The 20,289-nt window shown below is 69.4% G+C and carries 19 protein-coding genes; 11 read left to right on the forward strand and 8 right to left on the reverse strand.

Features of this window, described 5'->3' with window-relative positions:
• Window positions 1-210 precede the first annotated feature (210 nt).
• Genes MMG85_RS04545 through MMG85_RS04555 form a run of 3 tightly spaced genes read left to right on the forward strand, consistent with a single transcriptional unit; the run spans window position 211 to window position 2,266 of the window.
• Entirely contained in the window at window positions 211-1,158 is a 948-nt protein-coding gene (locus MMG85_RS04545) for a DegV family protein (protein ID WP_241044944.1), read from the forward strand.
• Between the two features lie 55 nt (window positions 1,159-1,213).
• Window positions 1,214-1,558, forward strand: a complete 345-nt coding sequence (locus tag MMG85_RS04550) for a hypothetical protein (protein ID WP_241044945.1) — start codon at window positions 1,214-1,216, stop codon at window positions 1,556-1,558.
• Window positions 1,559-1,591: 33 nt separating this feature from the next.
• Window positions 1,592-2,266, forward strand: coding sequence for an ATP-binding protein (locus MMG85_RS04555; RefSeq protein WP_241044946.1), 675 nt, complete (start codon window positions 1,592-1,594; stop codon window positions 2,264-2,266).
• Window positions 2,267-2,697: 431 nt separating this feature from the next.
• Here MMG85_RS04555 and fghA read toward each other — a convergent pair whose 3' ends face one another.
• The 3 genes from fghA to frmR form a co-directional block, all read right to left on the reverse strand.
• Window positions 2,698-3,534: an S-formylglutathione hydrolase gene (gene fghA / locus MMG85_RS04560; protein WP_241044947.1), complete on the reverse strand. Its 837-nt coding sequence runs from the start codon at window positions 3,532-3,534 to the stop codon at window positions 2,698-2,700.
• A gap of 147 nt (window positions 3,535-3,681) precedes the next feature.
• Complete coding sequence (locus MMG85_RS04565; protein ID WP_241044948.1) at window positions 3,682-4,791, reverse strand: S-(hydroxymethyl)glutathione dehydrogenase/class III alcohol dehydrogenase; 1,110 nt, start codon at window positions 4,789-4,791, stop codon at window positions 3,682-3,684.
• Window positions 4,792-4,806: 15 nt separating this feature from the next.
• A complete protein-coding gene (gene frmR, locus MMG85_RS04570) occupies window positions 4,807-5,082 on the reverse strand; it encodes a formaldehyde-responsive transcriptional repressor FrmR (protein WP_241044949.1) in 276 nt (91 codons plus the stop codon).
• Window positions 5,083-5,233: 151 nt separating this feature from the next.
• Between frmR and MMG85_RS04575 the strand changes: the two genes are divergently transcribed.
• Genes MMG85_RS04575 through MMG85_RS04585 form a run of 3 tightly spaced genes read left to right on the forward strand, consistent with a single transcriptional unit; the run spans window position 5,234 to window position 9,080 of the window.
• A complete protein-coding gene (locus tag MMG85_RS04575) occupies window positions 5,234-6,484 on the forward strand; it encodes a hypothetical protein (RefSeq protein ID WP_241044950.1) in 1,251 nt (416 codons plus the stop codon).
• A 51-nt stretch (window positions 6,485-6,535) separates the two neighbouring features.
• A complete protein-coding gene (locus MMG85_RS04580; protein ID WP_241044951.1) occupies window positions 6,536-7,390 on the forward strand; it encodes a DUF2272 domain-containing protein in 855 nt (284 codons plus the stop codon).
• A gap of 34 nt (window positions 7,391-7,424) precedes the next feature.
• Window positions 7,425-9,080 carry a hypothetical protein gene (locus MMG85_RS04585; RefSeq protein WP_241044952.1) on the forward strand — a complete coding sequence of 552 codons (1,656 nt, stop codon included), beginning with the start codon at window positions 7,425-7,427 and terminating at the stop codon, window positions 9,078-9,080.
• Here MMG85_RS04585 and MMG85_RS04590 read toward each other — a convergent pair whose 3' ends face one another.
• The 3 genes from MMG85_RS04590 to MMG85_RS04600 all read right to left on the reverse strand — a co-directional run bounded on the left by MMG85_RS04590 (window position 9,081) and on the right by MMG85_RS04600 (window position 14,020).
• Window positions 9,081-11,963, reverse strand: coding sequence for a serine/threonine-protein kinase (locus tag MMG85_RS04590; RefSeq protein WP_241044953.1), 2,883 nt, complete (start codon window positions 11,961-11,963; stop codon window positions 9,081-9,083).
• Entirely contained in the window at window positions 11,960-12,511 is a 552-nt protein-coding gene (locus MMG85_RS04595) for an ECF-type sigma factor (RefSeq protein ID WP_241044954.1), read from the reverse strand. The genes MMG85_RS04590 and MMG85_RS04595 overlap by 4 nt, the downstream gene beginning before the upstream one ends.
• Before the next feature lie 144 nt (window positions 12,512-12,655).
• Entirely contained in the window at window positions 12,656-14,020 is a 1,365-nt protein-coding gene (locus MMG85_RS04600; RefSeq protein WP_241044955.1) for a glutamate--cysteine ligase, read from the reverse strand.
• Between the two features lie 170 nt (window positions 14,021-14,190).
• Between MMG85_RS04600 and MMG85_RS04605 the strand changes: the two genes are divergently transcribed.
• Window positions 14,191-14,907 (forward strand): VIT family protein, encoded by a 717-nt coding sequence (locus MMG85_RS04605; protein ID WP_241044956.1) that lies wholly within the window; start codon window positions 14,191-14,193, stop codon window positions 14,905-14,907.
• An 8-nt stretch (window positions 14,908-14,915) separates the two neighbouring features.
• Here the strand turns inward: MMG85_RS04605 and yihA are convergent, their stop codons facing one another.
• Entirely contained in the window at window positions 14,916-15,518 is a 603-nt protein-coding gene (yihA, locus tag MMG85_RS04610; RefSeq protein WP_241044957.1) for a ribosome biogenesis GTP-binding protein YihA/YsxC, read from the reverse strand.
• Between the two features lie 129 nt (window positions 15,519-15,647).
• On the opposite strand from yihA, the gene MMG85_RS04615 reads away from it, so the two are divergent.
• From MMG85_RS04615 to MMG85_RS04630, 4 genes are all read left to right on the forward strand, one after another.
• A complete protein-coding gene (locus tag MMG85_RS04615) occupies window positions 15,648-16,430 on the forward strand; it encodes a c-type cytochrome (protein WP_241044958.1) in 783 nt (260 codons plus the stop codon).
• Between the two features lie 124 nt (window positions 16,431-16,554).
• Window positions 16,555-17,211, forward strand: coding sequence for a thiol:disulfide interchange protein DsbA/DsbL (locus MMG85_RS04620; protein WP_241044959.1), 657 nt, complete (start codon window positions 16,555-16,557; stop codon window positions 17,209-17,211).
• Window positions 17,212-17,307: 96 nt separating this feature from the next.
• A complete protein-coding gene (locus MMG85_RS04625; protein ID WP_241044960.1) occupies window positions 17,308-18,129 on the forward strand; it encodes a thiol:disulfide interchange protein DsbA/DsbL in 822 nt (273 codons plus the stop codon).
• Between the two features lie 23 nt (window positions 18,130-18,152).
• On the forward strand, window positions 18,153-18,923 hold the full coding sequence (locus MMG85_RS04630; protein ID WP_055938015.1) for an endonuclease/exonuclease/phosphatase family protein: 771 nt from the start codon (window positions 18,153-18,155) through the stop codon (window positions 18,921-18,923).
• Between the two features lie 18 nt (window positions 18,924-18,941).
• Here MMG85_RS04630 and MMG85_RS04635 read toward each other — a convergent pair whose 3' ends face one another.
• Window positions 18,942-20,288 carry an EAL domain-containing protein gene (locus MMG85_RS04635; RefSeq protein WP_241044961.1) on the reverse strand — a complete coding sequence of 449 codons (1,347 nt, stop codon included), beginning with the start codon at window positions 20,286-20,288 and terminating at the stop codon, window positions 18,942-18,944.
• Window position 20,289: the final 1 nt, after the last annotated feature.

The following is a 20,289-nucleotide window of genomic DNA, read 5'->3' on the forward strand; positions in this document are numbered from 1 at the left end:
GCAAGCGGAGCAATTTGTGACTTGGTTCACATAACTTGTGCGCACGGCACCCCGCCGTACACCTGACCGCGACCGCGTTTTGTCGGCCGAATCACGTCACAAAAGGGTGACGTGCCGCACACTTCATGCGTTTATCCAGCGACTTGCCCGCTGTTCTCCGCTAGTTTTCCGGCGTTAGCTGCACATGCGACGAATGCCGGGAGGGGCTAGATGCGCATTGGGATAGTCGTCGATTCGGCGTGCGACCTGCCGCTGGAATACCTCGAACAACACAACATCGTGATCCTGCCGATCACGGTGCGCATCGGCGAGGCCGTGCTGGCCGACCATCGCGACGAGCAGGCCACGCTGAGCTTCCTGCACGCGCACGTGGCCGAGCGCGGCCACGAGGCCGAGACCACGCCGTTCACCGTCAACCAGATCCGCGACCTGTTCCTGGGCCGCCTGGTGATCGACTACGACCACGTCTTCTGCATGACGATCACCAAGACGCGTTCGCCGATCCACGAGAACGCGATGCAGGCCAGCTTCGCCATCCTCAACGACTACAAGCCGGTGCGGCAGGCCGCGGGCCACAACTCGCCGTTCGCGTTGCGGGTGATCGACACGCAGAACCTGTTCGCCGCGCAGGGCATCACCGCCGTCGAAGCGGTGCGCATGCGCGATGCCGGCGCCAACGTGCAGCAGATCCGCGTGCGGCTGGAGGAACTGGCCAACCACACGCACGGTTACATGATCCCGCGCGACCTGTACTACCTGCGCAACCGCGCGCGCACCAAGGGCGACCGCAGCGTCGGCCTGCTCAGCGCCGCGCTGGGCAGCGCGCTGGACATCAAGCCGGTGCTGTACGGCCACGCCGGCAACACCGAGCCGGTGGCCAAGATCAAGGGGTTCGAGAACGCGGTGGAACAGATGTTCAAGTTCACCGGCAACCGGGTGATGGCCGGCCTGATGACGCCCACCGTATGCCTGAGCTACGGCGGCGAACTGGCGGAACTGCGCGCCCTGCCCGGCTACCAGCGCCTGCGCGACATCTGCGAGAACAACAAGGTCGAGGTGTTCGAGAGCGTGATGAGCCTGACCGGCATGGTCAACGTGGGCAAGGGCGCGGTGGTGGCCGCCTTCGCCGCGCCGCCGGCGCCGTTCAAGCCGGCATAACGGCGGGCTAACGCGTCGGCGATACGCTATCGCCCTGGTTTCAACCGGGGGTGCCATGGCCGTCCGTTATTACATCAGCCTGCCGGATCCGCGCCGCGCGCGCGGCGGCGATCCGGCTTTCAGCTTCGATGCGCACGGCGCGGACGAATTCGCCGCGCAGTTGCAGCACGCGCTGCGCACCAGCAGCCTGTTCGAGCGCTGGCGCGCGCGCCAGGAAGAACCCGATGAAGTCGATCCCGGCCTCGGCGTGACCGACGACGATGCCACCGTGCGCGGCCAGCAGGACGACCTGAGCATCCTGCTGGTGGCCACGTCCTCGATCCCCGGCCAGGTGCTGAAGCATCGCCTGCGCCTGCTGGCGGGCAGCGCCTGGGAACTGCGTGACGTTTCCGCGGCGTAGCCGTTCCGCGGCCCGCATCCGCGCGGCTCCCCGATGACGGCCCGCCTGCCGGTCCTGCTGGCGTGGAGCGGCGGCAAGGACGCGGCGTGGACGCTGCACGTGCTGCGCCAGCGCGATGACGTGGAGGTGGTCGGCCTGCTGACCACGATCACCCGCGAGTACGACCGCGTCTCCATGCAGGGCATCCGCCGCCGCGTGCTGCATGCGCAGGCCAGCGCTACCGGCCTGCCGCTGATCGAAGCGATGATCCCGGCCGCCTGCCGCAACGACGACTACGAACGCGCGATGGCCGACGCCTTGGCCGCGGCCGCACGACGCTGGCCCAGCCTGCGCACGGTGGCGTTCGGCGACCTGTTCCTGGAAGACATCCGCGCGTACCGCGTACGCAACCTGGCGAAGCTCGGCTGGGAAGTGCTGACGCCGCTGTTCGGTGCGGACACCGCCGCGCTGGCACGGGAGATGATCGATGGCGGTTTGCGCGCGCACCTGTGTTGCGTGGATACGCAGCAGCTCGATGCGTGCTTCGCCGGTCGTGCGTTCGATGAAGCCCTGCTCCGCGAACTGCCGCCAACCGTCGACCCCTGCGGCGAGAACGGCGAGTTCCACACCTGCGTCTCGGCCGGCCCGATGTTCGCCGCGCCACTGCCGCTGACACAGGGCGACACCGAACTGCGCGACGGACGCTTCGCCTACACCGATTACGCGTAGCGTGCGCCGTGCGCACGTGGCGCGGTGTTGGATCACTGCGGTCGTGCGCGGGGCGCACGCTACGCGATGCCGCTGGTCTGCAGCGTCGTAGGGTGGGTCCTGGCCCACCGTGGACATTCCGGCCAACCGCACACACGGCGGGCCGGGGCCCGCCCTACGGTGTCAGTTCGCGGGCCGGACGTAGCGTGCGCCGTGCGCACGTGGGCGCTGTCTTGAGATCCCTGCGGTCGTGCGCGTGGCGCACGCTACGCGATGCCGACGGTCTGCAGCGTCGTAGGGTGGGCCTTGGCCCACCGTGGACATTCCGGCCAACCCAATGCACGGCGGGCCCGGGCCCGCCCTACGGTGTCAGTTCGCGGGTCGGACGTAGCGTGCGCCGTGCGCACGTGGGCGCTGTGTTGAGATCCCTGCGGTCGTGCGCGCGGCGCACGCTACGCTTTCAATGCGTTCGCGTGGTGGGCGATGTGCTCGCCGATGAAGCTGGCGATGAAGTAGTAGCTGTGGTCGTAGCCGGGCTGCAGGCGCAGGGTCAGCGGGTGGCCTGCGGCTTCGGCGGCGGCCTGCAGCAGCTCCGGCTTCAGCTGGGTCGGCAGGAATTCGTCCGCGTCGCCCTGGTCGACCAGCAACGGCAAGCGCTCCTGCGCACCGGCGATCAGCGCGACGGTGTCGTACGCCTTCCACGTGTCGCGATCTTCGCCCAGGTAGGCGCCGAAGGCCTTCTCGCCCCAGGGCACCTGCGTCGGCGCCACGATCGGCGAGAACGCCGAGACGCTGCGGTAGCGACCGGGATTCTTCAGCGCGATCGTCAACGCACCGTGCCCGCCCATCGAATGGCCGCTGATCGCACGCGCGTCGTTGACCGGGAAATTCGCCTCGACCAGCGCCGGCAGTTCGTCGACAACGTAGTCGTACATCCGGTAGTGCGCTGCCCACGGCGCCTGCGTGGCATTGACGTAGAAGCCGGCGCCCTTGCCCAGGTCGTAGCCGTCGGCGTCGGCCACGTCGTCGCCGCGCGGACTGGTGTCGGGCGCCACCAGGATCACGCCATGTTCGGCGGCATAGCGCTGCGCGCCGGCCTTGGTGATGAAGTTCTGCTCGGTGCAGGTCAGGCCGGACAACCAGTACAGCACCGGCAGCGTCTGCGTCGCGGCCTGCGGCGGCAGGTAGACAGCGAAGCGCATGGTGCAGCCGAGCGTGCGTGAGGCGTGTTCGTAAACGTCCTGCCAGCCGCCGAAGCAGGCGCGGTGTTCGATGCGTTGGAGTGTCATGACGAGAGCCTGCTGTAGCCCCTCTCCCAGCGGGAGAGGGGTTGGGGTGAGGGTACGGCGGAGCCACTGCGGCCCGAGGCATGCGGACGTTGCCGCACCCTCATCCGCCCTACGGGCACCTTCTCCCGGAGGGAGAAGGGAACAGCATCAGTAATGCACCACGCTGCGGATCGACTTGCCTTCATGCATCAGGTCGAAGGCGTCGTTGATGCCCTCCAGCGGCATGGTGTGGGTCACGAACGGCGCGAGTTCGATGTCGCCCTTCATCGCATCCTCCACCATGCCCGGCAGCTGCGAGCGGCCCTTCACGCCGCCGAACGCGGTGCCCATCCACTTGCGCCCGGTGACCAGCTGGAACGGACGCGTGGAAATCTCCTGCCCGGCACCGGCGACGCCGATGATCACGCTCTGGCCCCAGCCGCGATGCGCGCATTCCAGCGCCGCGCGCATGACGTTGACGTTGCCGATGCACTCGAACGAGTGGTCCACGCCCCAACCCGTCATTTCGACGATCACCTGCTGGATCGGCTTGTCGAAATCCTTCGGGTTGACGCAGTCGGTGGCGCCGAACTGCCTGGCCATGTCGAACTTCGACGGGTTGGTGTCGATGGCGATGATGCGGCCGGCCTTGGCCTGGCGCGCGCCCTGGATCACCGCCAGGCCGATGCCGCCCAGGCCGAACACGGCGACCGAATCGCCCTCCTGCACCTTGGCGGTGTTGTGCACGGCGCCGATGCCGGTGGTCACGCCGCAGCCGAGCAGGCAGACGTGTTCGGGGTTCGCATCCGGGTTGATCTTCGCCAGCGACACTTCGGCGACGACGGTGTATTCGCTGAAGGTGGAGCAGCCCATGTAGTGGTACAGCGGCTGGCCTTCGTACGAGAAGCGCGAGGTGCCGTCGGGCATCACGCCCTTGCCCTGGGTCGCACGCACCGAGGTGCAGAGGTTGGTCTTGCCGCTCGTGCAGAACAGGCATTCGCCGCACTCGGCGGTGTACAGCGGAATCACGTGGTCGCCCGGCTTCACGCTGGTCACGCCTTCGCCGACCTCGACCACGATGCCGGCGCCCTCGTGACCCAGCACGACGGGGAACAGGCCTTCCGGATCTTCGCCCGACAGCGTGAACGCGTCGGTATGGCAGACGCCGGTGTGGGTGATCTTCACCAGCACTTCGCCGGCCTTCGGCGGGGCGACGTCGATCTCGACGATCTTCAGCGGTTCGCCTGCGGCGAAGGCGACGGCGGCACGGGATTTCATCGGAGGCACTCCTGCTTACTTGAGATAGGAACGGACCAGCGCGATGGCGGTATCGATACCGGTCTCGCGTTGTTCGGGGGTCGAGGCCGGATGCGCGAACTCCTCGCGCAGGTGGCTTTCCAGGATGTCCGACATCAGCCCGTTGACCGCGCCGCGCACGGCGGCGAGCTGCTGCAGCACCGGCCCGCAGTCGGCACCCTCTTCCAGCGCGCGCTCCAGCGCATCCAGCTGGCCGCGCATGCGGCGCACGCGGGTCAGGGCTTTCTTCTTGTCCTCGGGCGAGTGCGGCACGGCGACTTTCCTGATAGTGGGGGGGAGTATACGAGGGTCCGTCCGTCGGGGCAAAGCGGGACGGCGACCGGCGCGGTGTGCCCGGTGCGTGTCCGCTGTGGATGCGTTCCTTCGCATACCACCCCATCGCCTTCATCAGGAGCTTGCCGCCATGCGCCGACCGCCACTCAAACCCATCCTCGCCACCGCGCTGATCGTCGCTGTGCCCGCCAGCAGCGCGCCGCCCGCCGGTCCTGAAACGCAGGTCTGGATCGACGTCGCCACCCACTCGATGGCCGGCATGCCGGACCTGGGCGCACTGGGCGGCCTGGCCGGCCGGATGATGGGCGGCGAGAAGGGGCCGCAAGGCTATCCGCAGTCGCGCAACATCCCGGCCGGACAGGGCCGGTTGCTCGACATCGCGATGCACAACCGCCTGCAGCCCGGCACCCCCGCCGAACAGGCGGTGCCGGCCGGACTGGGCGTGGGCAAGTCGCTGTCGTTGCTGCCGCCACTGCCCGGCAGGAACGTCGAGGAAACGGAGGATCACGAGCTGCATGACATCGAGGTGACGATCCGGCAGTACTGGGGCTGCGGCGCGAGCGTGCGCGCCGGCCAGCCGAAGGTGATGACGCTGAAGATCAGGAACGGGCAGTTCCAGCAGAACGGTGCGATCGCGCCGGGCCTGTTCGTCCCCGATCGCGATATCGACGTCAATCCCAGCTACGCGCTGTGGCCGAACCAGAAGAACAGCCGCCGCGTCGGCGAGCGCGCGTCGATGGTGGGCCAGCACCGGATCACCGGCGCCGGCGTCCCCGCGTCGCTGCAGTTCGAGCTGGGCCAGAACGCCGACTTCATGCCGAAGATCGCCCTGCAGACGCGCGGCGAAATGACCGACAGCATCGGCGTGAGCTGGCAGCCGGTGGATCGCGCCAAGGCCTACTTCCTCAATGCCATGGCGATGCAGGACGAGCGCAACTTCACCGTGTGGAGCAGTGCCGAGGTCCCCGGCGCCGGTCATGAGCTGGTCAACTATCTGACGGGTTCGTACATCGACAAATGGCTGAAGCAGAAGGTGCTGCTGGCCCCCGGCACCACCAGCTGCGCGATTCCGCAAGGCATCTTCAAGTCCACCGGGAAGGGCGAACACGGCGGGATGGCCTCGCTCAACATGATCGCCTACGGGCCGGAGACCAACCTGGTGTGGCCGCCGAAGCCGACGGACCCGAAGCAGCCATGGGATCCGGAATGGAACGTGCGCGTGCGCACCAAGGCGACCACCGTGGCGATGCTCGGCATCGACCTGGGCGAGATGGGCGGCATGCCCACCGACACCGGTGACGAAGCCGGCAAGCAGGACCCCGACAAGAAGGAAGAAGGCGGCGCGAAGAAGCTGTTGCGCGGCCTGATGCGCAACTTCTGACACCCGCCAAGGCAGGCGATGCGCCTGCCTTCCGCCAAGGACGACATTCCCATGAAGCCCCTCCTGCTGCTGTTCGCTCTCATCGCACTGCTGTTCGCGCTGCCGGCCCATGCCGGTGATCCCTGTCCGCACCTGCGCACGCAGATCGCCGCCTCCGATGTCGCCACCCGCATCGCCGCCATCGCCTGCCAGGAGAACCACGCGTGGTTCCGCACGTTCATCGATGCCGATGGCCGGGCGGGTGGGCAGGCGGTGTACGAGGCCGAGAACGATGCCCTGGCCGATGGCACGCAGGCCTGGCGCAAGGTCGCCACGTACTGGCGCGGCAGCGGACTGGCGGGTGGTTGCGGCAACGCGGGCGCGGCGTGCCGCAGCTTCGTGGTCGACACGCCGTGGTCGGCGGCGTTCGTGTCGTGGGTGATGCGGCAGGCGGGGATACCGGGCTTCACCGCGTCATCCCGGCATGTGGACTACGTGCGCGCGGCAGCGCGAGCGTCCTCCGGTCCCTACCGTCTCGTCGCGCCGCAGCAGGCGCCTCCCGCAGCTGGCGACCTGCTGTGCTACGTGCGCGGGCAACCGCGTGCGATGGGTCATCCGGGACTGCTGGGCGTACTGGGCCGTGATGCCGCAGGGCTGCCGATGCACTGCGACATCGTGGTGGCCGCGCAGGACGGCATGGCCTGGCTGGTCGGCGGCAACGTGCAGCAGTCGGTCGCACTGCGGATGCTGCGGCTGGATGCGCAGGGACGCTTTGCCGACCTGCCCACGCGCGTCGCCGGCGATGCACCTTGCAGCCCGGACGTACCCGCGCATTGCAACCTCAACCGGCAGGACTGGGTGGCGCTGTTGAAGCTGTACCCCGAGGCGAGGGAGACCGCTGCCATGACCCTGGCCCGCGTTCCGTGAACCTTCATCCACTTCCCTCGGGGGACACGCCGTCATGAACCGATCCGTCGCGTTGCTCGTGTCGAGCGCCCTGATGCTGGCGGCGTGCTCGCCGTCGCCCGACCCGGCAGAGCCGGTGGAAGCGAAGCAATCCAACATCCCCACGCACGTCGACATGGACAAACTCCTCGCCGAAGGCATGGAGCCGTCGCTGCGCGAGATCGCCAGGCTGGATTACTGGCTGCACTACAAACTCATGAAGGCGACCGGCATCGAAAAGGAACTTGGTGGCGAAACGCAGGCGCTGGCAGCGCTCCAGGCGCTGGGCGATGCCTACGAAAAGCAGCTGCGCGGACCGCAGGGCGAGATCCCGAGGATGGTGCCCGCCTCGTTCACCGGGGAAGGCATGGACAGCGGCCTGACCGGCACCGCGCTGGCGCTGACGCCGGCGATGATCGCCAGCCTCGGCGCCACCAGCGCGATGTCCAACCTCAGCGCAGCGGACCTCGAAAAAGCCATCGCTGCCGGTCCCATGCCGCTGGCGGGAAAGGACGCGCCGCCTGGCGGTGGCACGGCCACCCAGCAGTACACGTCGACCGACGTGACCACCGTGGTCGAGATGGACGTCGAAGCGGCAGGGCTCAAGGGCAAGACACGGTCGAAGGTGCGCATCGACACCTGCCCGGACGCTTCAGGGACGATCACCGCCGACATCAGCATCGACTCCAGCATGCAGGTCGCAGGCAAGTCCGGCACCGGTGGCGGCGTCTCCACCCACATGCGTCTCGTGCGCCACCTGGACGACAACGCGGAATTGATGGCGGGTGAAGACAAGGATTACCGCCGCTCGACCGACATCCGCGTCGGCGGCCGCGAAGGAGGCGATGGCGGCCGCATGATCGACCTGACCCTGGATTCGGCCACGGGTGGCGACATCAACGACACCAGCGGCATCGGCCTGTTCGAGTCCGGCGAAGCCGCGCAGGTCGTCGGCTACGCGCGCCAGGTGGAAACGACGATGGCCACGATCGTGGAAGCCATGTTGACCGGCGTGGACGGCGTGCTGGGAAAGCCGCCCTGGGAAAGCGGTCACTGCGTGGACCTGCAGGTGACCAGCAGCCCGGGCAAGCGCAAGGGCGTAGCGCCGGGTACGACGTTCACGGTCGAGGCCAAGCCGCGCGCGAAGTCCGACGGCGCGCCGACCGGAGGCTCGGTCACCGCGACCCTGAGTGGTGGCGCCAGCCTGGACCCGGGCGGCAAGGTGCGCGCCGATGCCACCTACACCTACAAGGCGCCGGACGAGAAGGACAAGTCGGCCAGCATCGCCTTCGAGGCGCGCAGCAGGCGCGGCGTGGGCAGGGCCAGCGCCGAGTTCGACACCAAGACACAACGCGCGTATCGCGTGTCCGGTGGCGGCGGGCAGTTCCATGGCAGCGGCACCATCTGCGACCTGGAGAAGCCCTTCACCATCAGTGGCAGCGGCGTGACGGTCCAGTTCACGCCGTCCAGCGCGCAAGGCGGCAGCTATACCTACAGCGGCAACATGAGCGGCTTCGCCGTGTGGGGCGGCACCAGCTATACCGTGTCCGCCGACGAGAACGGCGGCAGCATGACCGGCACCGGCAACGGCTGCGTGCGGACCCCCATGGGCACGCGGTGCAGGGGCGGAACGGAGAAATACACGCTGGTGCCGACCGAGCCTTGCGGCTAGCTAGGCGCCGAGTTGCCGGGCCAGCGCCTCGGCCGCGGCGCGGCTGGTTTCCTGCGGCAGCATGGCCGCACGCAGCGGTGGCAACGCCTGCGCGAGCAGTCGGCGCGCTTGCGCCTTGTCGCCACGGGCCGCGACGTACTCGGCCAGCTGCGCGCGCACCACGGCGACATCGGTCGCGTTGGCGGCCGATGCGAGGCGCTGCAATGCGTCACGCTGGAGCCGCTCGGCGGCCACCGCATCGCCACGCTGCCAGGCGAAGCCGGCCTCGAACCGCAGGAAGTGGGCGAACTGTTCGTGCGTCTCCGGCACGCCACGCTTCGCCATCCGCGCACGCGCCTCCGCCAGCAGCGGCAGGCCCCGTGCCTGGTCGTTGCCGCGAAGCGCCAGGATGAGTTGCTGGCCCACCAGCAGCGCGTACTCCTCGGCGTCCTCGCCGTCCAGGCGGCGCGCGCGTTCGCGGAGATCCCGCAACAACGCTTCCGCCTCCGGCAGCCGCTTGTTCGCCATCAGCACGGTGGCGTGCGAACGCTCGATGGTGCGCCCGAAGAGGTCGTCGGCATCGATCTTTTCCTCTCGCAGGATGTCGATCGCCCGCTGCGACAGCGTCATGGCCGCGGCGTAGTCGCCGACCAGCGTATGCACCACCGCACGGTTGCTCGATGTCATCGCGCGGTTGCGCGGACCCTCGCCGCCACGCTCGGACTCCCGGGCACTGGCTTCCAGGGGCTCCAGCGCTTCCCGGTAGCGGCCTTGCCGGAGCAGCGTCTCGCCCAGCGTCTGCAGCAACACGCTCAGGCTGGTACCACCGAATCCGCCGGTCTTGCCGGCGGACGCCAGCGCCTGTCGCACCACGCTTTCCGCCTCGCCCGCCTTGCCTTCCATCAGCAGTCCGTTGACGAGGCCACGCAGCAGGGTCAACCGCACCGGCGAATCGGCGGGCACCTGGTGGGCATCGGCGAATGCGAGTCCCTCACGGCTCACCGCGAGCTGTCGGCGGCGGTCGTTCTGGAAGTTGGCGGCGGTGCTGAGATCGGAATAGATGTCGAGCACGATATCGACCGGCGGTTGCGGCAGGCGCTTGGCCAGCGCCAGTGCCTGTTCGGCCTGTTGCCTGCACGCTTCCAGGCCGTACTTTTCGACGTGCCCCAGGGTGAGGTGCGCCAGCGAGCGCAATTGCTGCTCGGGATCCTCCGGCGCAAAGCGTGTGCGCAGCGCGACCGCCTGTTCGGCCACCGCCAACGCCTCCGCGTTGCGCTCCAGGAAACCCAGCGCGTCCGAATACGCCACCATGTCGTCGGCCAGGGCGAGCGCGTCCTCGCGCTGCTGCGGCGCGACGCCGGACAGCCCCGCCTTCAACAACTCGACCGCCAACGGGTTGTCGCCCAGCGAAATGTAGAGGCGGCCCAGCATGCGCTGCACCGGCTGCCGCACCTGCGGATCGATGGAGGCGCGCTGCTCGAGTTGCGCGCGGGCCTTGTCGAGCAGCTCGCGCACGCTCACTTCGCGGCTCAAGGCCTGTTCCGGCGCGGCGGCCCCCAGGGTGTCGGACAGGAACGCGAGCGTCGCACGCGCGGTCGCACTCTCGCGCTCGGCGATGCGCGCCTGCGCACGGGCTTCGTGTGCCTGCCACAACGCCACGCCGGTGCCGGCGAACAGCGCCACCGCGACCATGCTGCCCGCCGCGGCCAGGCCACGGTTGCGCCGCAGCCACAGTCGCATGCGATCGGCACGCGACAGCGGCACCGCGCTGATCGGGCGATCATCGAGCCACGCGCGCAGGTCGTTCGCCAGCGCATCGGCCGAGGCATAGCGCGTGTCGGGATCGCGGCGCAGGCAGGCCTGCACGATCTGCGCCAGGCTCCCGCGCAGCGCGCGCGCCAGCGATGCCGGCGTATGCCCACCGCGTTGGGCGGCCTGTTCGCGACTGGACTGCGATGCCGCGCGGGTCAGCGGTTCGGGATCGCGCTCCAGCTGGTGCAGCTGGTGCGCCACCGGCGTTTCCCGCGTCACCCCGAACGGATGCGCGCCGGTCAGCAGCCGATGCAGCACCACGCCCAGCTGCCACAGGTCGGTGGCGGTGGTGATGGGTGCATCGAGCAGCTGTTCCGGCGAGGCGTATTCGAAGGTCAGCGCGCGATCGACGGTCAGCTCGCGGCGGGTATCGGCAAGCTCCTTGGCGATGCCGAAATCCAGCAGCTTCACCCGCCCGTCGCCGTCCACCAGCAGGTTGGAGGGCTTGAGGTCGCGGTGCACCACCAGGTTGCGGTGCGCATGGCGGACCGCATCGACCACCTGCAGGAACAGCACGATGCGCTGGCGCAGGCCCAGCTGGCGCGCATCGCACCAGCGGTCGATCGGTTGGCCGTCGACCAGTTCCATCACGAACCACGGATCGCCATCGCCGCTGATGCCGCCATCCAGCAGCGTGGCGATGTTGGGGTGCCGCAGGCGGGCGAGGATCTGCCGCTCGCGCAGGAAGCGTTCGCGCGCGGCCTGCGAATCGGTGCCGGCGCGGATCAGCTTCAGCGCGGCATGTTGCGTGTACGCGCCATCATCGCGGTCGACGCGGTACACCGCCCCCATGCCGCCATGCCCGAGAATGCCGGTGATGCGCCACGGCCCGATGCTGCGGCCAACCAGGGCGTCGCGCGCGACGTCGCCGTGTTGGTCCTGGAAGGCGCGCCCCCACGCCAGCGCATCGCCTGCGAACGGCTCGGTGCCGCTCGCATCGGCCGCCAGCAGCGCATCGACCGCCTCACGCAGCGCGTCGTCGTTGCCGCAGGCATGGTCCAACCAGGCTTCGCGCTCGGCCGGCGCGATCTCGACCGCCTCGCGGAACACGGCCAGCGCGCGCCGACGGCGCTCGATGCCGGCGTCGCTCACTTGCCCAGTTCCGCCAGCAGGAAGGCCCGCGCCGTTCGCCAGTCGCGCCGCACCGTGCGCTCGCTGAGGCCCAGCATCTGCGCGATCTCGGTTTCCTCGTAGCCGCCGAAGTAACGCAGCTCGACGATCTGCGCGGCCCGCGGGTCGGCCTGTTGAAGCGCGTCCAGCAGTTCGTCCAGCGCCAGCACTTCGACCACCGCACGCTCGTCGCCGCCCAGCCGCGCGGTCAGGGTCAGCGCGTCGACGCCGCCGCCACGCTTCTGCGCATGCGCGATGCGCGCGTGGTCCACCAGCACCTGCCGCATGGCGCGGGCCGACATCGCCAGCAGGTGCGCACGGTCGTTGGCGGCCAGGCGTTCGCCGGTGGCCATCTTCAGGTAGGTCTCGTGCACCAGCACGGTGGTGTCGAGCGGATCGTGGTGCCGGCGCAACTGCAGGTGCGCGGCCCGCTTGAGTTCGTCGTACAGGCTGGCGAACACCGCATCGGCGGCGCGCACGTCGCCTTCGCGCGCGCGTTTCAGCAACTGGGTGACCGGTACCTGATCCATGCGTTGCTCGCGAGACCCGTTGTATGCCACGGCATCCCGCCGCAGCCCCCTGTGGCCGGGCAGGCCGGGGCCTGCACGGTGGCTTTCAGGGAAACAACGCGAAAGTGCGGCGACCCGGGACAGGGTCGCCGCCGGCACCCTGCCCTAGTAGGCGAACTCGCGGAACACGCGGTCGATGTCGCCCTTCCACTCGCCGTGGAACAGGGCCAGCTTGCGCTCGGCGGGTGTCTCGTCCGCCTCGACGATCTCGACCAGCGCGTCGAGGAAGCCGCTTTCGTCCACGCCCTTGCTGTTGAGGCGCGCGCGGCGCTGCAGGCCGCCGATGGCGATCTTCACCGCCTCGCGCGCCAGGTCGCGCACGCTGCCGCCGCGGAACGGCAGCTTCAGCGCGTGCTTCGGCACGCCGTCGCGCAGCGCATGGCGTTCCTGCAGCGAGAAGTCCTTCACCAGGTCCCATGCCGCGTCGAGCGCGGCATCGTCGTACAGCAGCCCCACCCAGAACGCGGGCAGCGCGCAGATGCGGTTCCAGGGGCCGCTGTCGGCGCCGCGCATCTCCAGGAACTTCTTCATCCGCACTTCCGGGAAGGCGGTGGTCATGTGGTCGGACCAGTCGCGCAGCGTCGGCAACGCGCCGGGCAGCACGTCGAGTTCGCCGCGCAGGAAGGTGCGGAACGACTTGCCGCTGGCATCGTGGTAGATGCCGTCGCGGTAGGAGAAGTACATCGGCACGTCGAGCAGGTAGTCGACGTAGCGCTCGTAGCCGAAGCCGTCCTCGAACACGAAGTCGAGCATGCCGGTGCGGTCGCCGTCGGTATCGGTCCAGATGTGCGAGCGGTAGCTCTGGTAGCCGTTTGGCTTGCCTTCGGTGAACGGCGAATCGGCGAACAGCGCCGTGGCCACCGGCTGCAGCGCCAGCGACACGCGGAACTTCTTCACCATGTCCGCTTCGCTGGCGTAGTCCAGGTTGACCTGCACAGTGCAGGTGCGCGTCATCATGTCCAGGCCGAGCTGGCCGACCTTGGGCATGTACGCCTTCATGATCTGGTAGCGGCCCTTGGGCATCCACGGCATCTCGTCGCGCCGCCACTTGGGCTGGAAGCCCATGCCGAGGAAGCCGAGCTGCAGTTCGTCGGCGACCTGCTTCACTTCCTTCAGGTGCGTGCCGACTTCGACGCAGGTCTGGTGGAGGGTTTCCACCGCCGCGCCGGACAGTTCCAGCTGGCCCGCCGGTTCGAGCGTGACCGAGGCGCCGTCCTTGGACAGGGCGATGACGCGCCCCTTCTCCTCGATCGCCTCCCAGCCGAAGCGGGTCAGGCCCTTCAGCAGGGCCTCGATGCCGCGGTCGCCGTCGAAGGTCGGCGGGCGCAGGTCGTCGAGGCGGAAGCCGAACTTCTCGTGCTCGGTACCGATGCGCCAGTCAGCCGCGGGCTTCTCGCCCGAGGCGATGTAGTCGACCAGCTGGGTACGGTCGGTGATCAGCGTGTCGGCGACGTGGCTGGGACTGGACAAGGGCGGGACTCGCGAGGGGGAAGTGCGGTGCCGGGCCGTCGGCCCTGCGTCGCAAGGCCGGCACTATAGCGTGACCACCCGCACGCGTTCATCGCCACCGGAACGCCGCAGCATCCCATCCATGGAGGCGAAGGGGCGCGCTTGCGTCACCGAAGGCGTACGCTGCACGCATGCCTCGCCACCCCCGCAACGCCACGCCGCGCCATCGCGAACGCCACCGTACCGATCGCGTCGGCTGGTTGCGTGCCGCTGTGCTGGGCGCCAACGACGGCATCGTCTCGGTGTCGGGCCTGGTGGTGGGCGTGGCCGCCAGCGGTGCGTCGGCGTCCACGGTCCTGATCACCGGCGTCGCCGGCCTGGTCGCCGGCGCCATGTCGATGGCGGCCGGCGAGTACGTGTCCGTGCAGTCGCAGGCCGATGCCGAAGCCGCGGACCTGGCCGTGGAAACGCGCGAGCTTCAGGAGATGCCGGACAGCGAACTGGCGGAACTCACGCAGATCTATACGGAGCGCGGCCTGGAACCGGGTCTTGCACGGCAGGTGGCCGAACAACTTACCGCGCGTGATGCCCTGGCCACCCACCTGCGCGACGAGCTCGGCATCACCGAGGCCCTGCGCGCGCGGCCGTTACAGGCGGCGCTCGCGTCAGCGGCGGCCTTCACCGTGGGCGCGCTGCTGCCGATCGCCACCACCGTGCTGGCCCCGCCGGACCGCGTGGTACTGGTCACGACGGTGGCGACGCTGGCCGGCCTGCTGGCCTCCGGTGGCGTGGCCGCGTGGGTGGGCGGTGCGCCGGTGCTGCGGGGCGCCTGGCGGGTCGGCTTCTGGGGCGCCATGGCCATGGCCGCGGCGGCGCTGGTCGGCCGCCTGTTCCATGTCAGTGTCTGAGCATCCGCTCAGGACAGCTCCAGCCAGTTGCCCACGACCATGCGGGCCTCGTCCACGCCCTGCTTGGACTCGGCGGAGAAGGTCTGCACGCTGACGGTGTCGCCGAAGGCGGAGAACAGGTCCTTCTTCACCGCCTGCAGCGCGTTGCCCTGCTGGCCGCGGCCCAGCTTGTCGGCCTTGGTCAGCAGCGCGTGGGCGGGCAGGCCGCGCTGCACGGCGTAGCCCAGCATCTGGCGGTCGTAGTCCTTCAGCGGATGGCGGATGTCCATCACCACCACCAGCCCCCTGAGCGCCTCGCGGGTGCGGAAGTAGCGGTCGATGAACGCCTGCCAGTGCGCCTGCAGGTCCTGTGGCACCTTGGCGTAGCCGTAGCCGGGCAGGTCGACCAGGTAGCGCTCCGGCTGGACCTGGAAGAACACCAGCTGCTGGGTGCGGCCAGGGGTCTTGGACACCCGCGCCAGACGATTGTGGTTGACCAGCGCGTTGAGAGCGCTGGACTTGCCGGCGTTGGAACGGCCGGCGAAGGCCACCTCGAATCCCCCGTCCTCCGGCAACTGGCGCGGGGTATGGGCGGAGAGCAGGTAGGTGGCGGTATTCAGGGGGTTCGACATGGCACTAGGATCGCACGGGCCGGGCCGCCCGCAGTGCTGAATTGACCGCAAGCGGCCGCCGCGACGATAATTCGCGGGTTTCGCGGCCCCTCCGGGTGCCGCCTCAGTCAAGGGTTTCGGAGCTTCAGCATGCGCCACGCTCGCGTTATGGGACTTGCCGGACTGGCCGTGTTGGCCGTGGGCGCAGTCGCTTTTGCACAGACCACGGTCGTTCCCGTGCCCGACAACGCGCCGGTCGAAACCGCGCCGCTGGACATCAACCTGGCCAAGACCACCTGGGGCGATGCCAAGGCCGGCCAGACCAAGGCGGCCGCCTGCGCGGCCTGCCACGGCGCCGACGGCAACCCGACCGACCCGCAGTACCCGCGCATCGCCGGCCAGAGCGAGCGCTACGTCGCCCAGCAGCTGGCGCTGTTCGCCTCGGGCGAGCGCAACACCGGCATGGCGGCGGTGATGGCCCCGTTCGCCCAGACCCTCAGCGCGCAGGACATGCGTGATGTCGGCGCGTACTTCGCCACCCAGAAGTCGGGCGCCGGCCTGGCCGACGACAGTGTCGTCGCCGACGGTCCGTACAAGGGCATGAAGTTCTATGAAGTCGGCCAGCAGCTGTACCGCAACGGCGACGCCGCGCGCGGCGTGCCGGCCTGCCTGGCCTGCCACGGCCCCACCGGCGCTGGCAACCCGGGCCCGGCCTATCCGCACATCGGCGGGCAGATGCAGGACTACACCGTGCGCCGCCTGACCGAGTACAAGGCCGGCACCACCACGCTGAAGGACGCTGCGCACTTCAACATCATGGCGCAGGTCGCCGGACCGCTGACCGAGCAGGAGATCCAGGCGCTGGCCAGCTACCTGCAGGGCCTGCACGCCCGCGCCGACGACATCGCCGCCGCCAAGGCCGGCAGCAAGTAATCGCGGACGCCGGCCGCACGCGCGGCCGCACGTTCAAGCTCCTGTTCATCGCGCCGGCCCCACCATGGCCGGCGTTTCTTTTTTCCGCGAGGCCCGATCGCCGGGCACCGCACGTAGAGGAAGAGTGCCGATGGTGTCGCGTCTGCTGCCCGTGCTGATCACCCTGGTGGCCCTGCTGCCGGCCGCCACGCTCGCCGCCCCGCCGGCGCCCGCCCCGCTGGTCGAAGGCCGGGACTACGAGGTGATCCCGGACGGCAAACCGTTCGCGCCGGCCAAGGGCAGGATCGAGGTGGCCGAAGTGTTCGGCTACACCTGCATCCACTGCGCCCACCTGGAGCCCATCCTCGCCACGTGGAAGAAGACCCTGCCGCGCGACGTCAAGCTGACGCCGGTCCCGGCGGCCTTCGGGGGCTACTGGATCCCGTACGCCCGCGCCTTCTTCGCCGCGCAGCAGCTGGGCGTGCAGGAACGCACCCACCAGGCGGTGTTCGACGCCCTGCACGCGACCGGCAGCCTGCCCATCCAGAACGCGTCCGCCGACGAGATCGGCGGCTTCTATGCCAGCCAGGGCGTGGACCGGGCGAAGTTCATGGCCGCCCTGCGCGGCCCCGCGGTCGATGCGCAGCTGGCCAGGGCGCGCGACTGGGTCGCCGCCGCCGGCGTGGAAGGCACGCCGACGCTGATCGTCAACGGCAAGTACCGCGTGACCGGCGGCGGCAACTACAGCGACCGGCTGGCGATCGCCGAGCGCCTGGTGGCCCGCGAGCGCGGCCGCAAGTGACGATTCCGTCATGGCGACCGCCACGGCCGCCATGCAGAATGTGATTCAACCGGCCATGCCGGCACCTCTTTCCTCTGATCCATTGGAGTTCGCGCGATGAAATCCCGCCACGTCCTGATGCTGTCCCTGCTGCTGCCGCTGATGGCCGCCTGTGGTCCGAAGCCGGCCACCGACGCCACCCCGGCCGCCGAGACGCCCGCCGCCACGACGACCGATGCCACCGCCGCGCCGGCAACGGACGCAGCGGCCGCGCCTGCCGACGCCGGCACGGCCACGCCGGCCGAGGGCACCGACAGCGCCGCCGCCGCCAACACCAATCCGGTCGTGCCGCCGCAGGGCCCGGCACCGGTGGCCGGCACCGACTATGTGGTCATCCCGAACGGCCAGCCGTACGCGCCGCTCAACGGCCAGATCGAAGTGGTCGAGGTGTTCGGCTATGTCTGCCCGGGCTGCGCGCGCTTCGCGCCCGAAGTCTCGGCATGGAAGAAGAAGCAACCGGCGGACGTGCGCGTGAGCTACGTGCCGGTGGTGTTCCGCGACACCTGGGAACCCTACGGCAAGGCGTTCTACGCCGCGCAGGCCAAGGGCCTGGTCGACAAGACCCACGACGCCGTCTTCGCCGCCATCCACCTGCAGCGCGCGCTGCCGGGTGAGGGCCAGCCGCCGGCGGACCCGGCGCAGATCGCACAGTGGTACGCCAAGTACGGCGTGGACGCGAAGGAATTCGTGTCGCTGATGAACAGCTTCGGCACCAACTCGCAGATCGCCCGCGGCATGCAGTTCGCCAAGAGCACCGGCGTGGAAAGCACCCCGACCATCATCGTCAACGGCAAGTACCGCGTCACCGGTGGCCAGACCTACGCCGACGTGCTGCGCATCGCCGATCACCTGGTCGCGATGGAGCGCGCGCAGCGCTGAGTCGCGGCGAAGCCCCCACGTCGATGACCGACACCCCGGCCACGCGGCGCCTGCGCCTGCTCAGCGCCAACATCCAGGCCGGCTCCAGCACCCGCCGCTACAGCGACTACGTGACCCGCAGCTGGTCACATGCGCTGCCGGCGGGCAACAAGCGCGGCAGCCTGGATGCGATCGCGCAGCTGGCCGGCGGGCACGACATCGTCGGCCTGCAGGAAGCCGATCCCGGCAGCCTGCGTTCGGGCTTCACCAACCAGACGCATTACCTGGCCGAGCGCGCCGGCTTCGATTACTGGACGCACCAGCCCAATCGCAACGTGGCGCGCGTGGCGGGCAGCGCCAATGGTCTGCTCAGCAAGCTGGAACCGGTGGAAGTGACCGACCACAGCCTGCCCGGCCGCATCGGCGGCCGTGGCGTGCTGATGGCGCGCTTTGGCGACGGCGACGAGGGCCTGACCGTCGCCGTCGCGCACCTGTCGCTGGGCGCCAACTCGCGCCGCTCGCAGCTGGCCTTCATCGGCGAACTGCTGTCCGACCACCCGCATGCGGTGCTGATGGGCGACTTCAACTGCGTACCCGACACGCCGGAAATGGAGCTGCTCTACAAGCGCACGCGCCTGCGACCGCCGGCGTTCTGCGTGCCCACCTTCCCCAGCTGGCGGCCGCAGCGCGCGATCGACCACATCCTGCTCAGCGAGGGCCTGCGCGGCGACAATGCGCGCGCCATGCCTGCGGCGAACTCGGATCATCTGGCGCTGGCGATGGACATCGACGTGCCGGACAGCGCGCTGCGCTGAATTGCCGGCGCCGGCCGCCTACGGCGCCCTCATGCGCTGGCGGAACGCGGCAGCCTCCATCGGCCTTCCGAACAGGTAGCCCTGGAACAGCCGGCATCCCTGTTCTCCCAGTAGCGCGAACTGGTCGTCCTGCTCGATGCCTTCGGCGATCACGTCGATGCCCAGGTCGCGGCCCAGTTGCAGCAGGTTGCGGGTGATCGTGGCCGCGTGCGCGTCGCGGACGATCCCGCGGGTGAAGGCGCGGTCGATCTTCATCTCGGCGAACGGCAGCTCCCGCAGGTACGACAGCGAGGCGTAGCCCGCGCCGAAATCATCGAGCGACAAGCGCACGCCCATCGCGTGCAGCGCGCGCATCTTGCCGACGGCATCGTCCATGTCGTGCACCAGCACGCTTTCGGTCAGTTCAAGCGTCAGCAGGCCGGCGTCGACACCGCTGCGCGCCACCGCCTCTTCCGCCTGCTGCACGAAATCGGGTTGCCGCAGCTGCAACGCGCTGACGTTCACCGACAGCCGCAGGTGGCGCAGCGCGGGGTCCGCTCGCCAGTCGGCCAGCTGCCGGCAGGCCTCCTGCAGCACCCACTGCCCCAGCGGCAGGATGAAGCCGGTGTCCTCCGCCGCCTGCATGAAGTCGGCAGGGCGGACCAGGCCGCGTCGGGCATCCCGCCATCGCAGCAGCGCCTCGGCGCCGACGACGTGCCCCTGTGCATCGACCTGCGGCTGGTAGAACAGCTCGAAGCGGCGATGCGACAGCGCATCGCGCAACGCGCGATGCAGTGCGCGGTGTTCGGCGATATCGGTTTCGGCCAGTCGCAGGACGATCAGGAAGCTGGCCACCGCCGTGGCCAGGTTGACCCAGATGCCGACCCGCCGCACGTCGTCGGCAATGGCGAAGGGATAGGGCGCCCGCACCGGTGCCGCCGCGAACACCGCAAACGCCACCAGCAGCACCACGACCACGCCGTAGCGGAGCCATGCGTGGGTATCGCGGAAGACATGGTGCGCGCACAGCGCGAGCACCAGCAGGAAGACATGGCTGGTCCGCGGCACTGCGTCGGTCGAGACGTCGAGGAACGCCGAGAAGAAGCACAGCAGCACCGCCATGCCGACGAGCGCCAGCCACGACGCGGCGCGCGGCCGGCGCAGGCGGGCCATCACCATCACCGCTACACCCAGGGCCGCGATCGCCAGCTCCACCGCCGCCACCGTCCATGCCCCGCGCCAGGCGAAGAACGCCCCCCATCCCAGGCCCAGCGACAGCATCACCAGACCGATCGCCAACAGCAGATGGAACACGCGCCGCCGACGCCGGCGCTCCATCATCCCGGACCACCCCACGCCGTGCGCGTTGTCCACTGGCGCATCCATC

The organism is Pseudoxanthomonas sp. LH2527, from assembly GCF_022539275.1.
In the GTDB taxonomy this organism is placed as follows: domain Bacteria; phylum Pseudomonadota; class Gammaproteobacteria; order Xanthomonadales; family Xanthomonadaceae; genus Pseudoxanthomonas_A.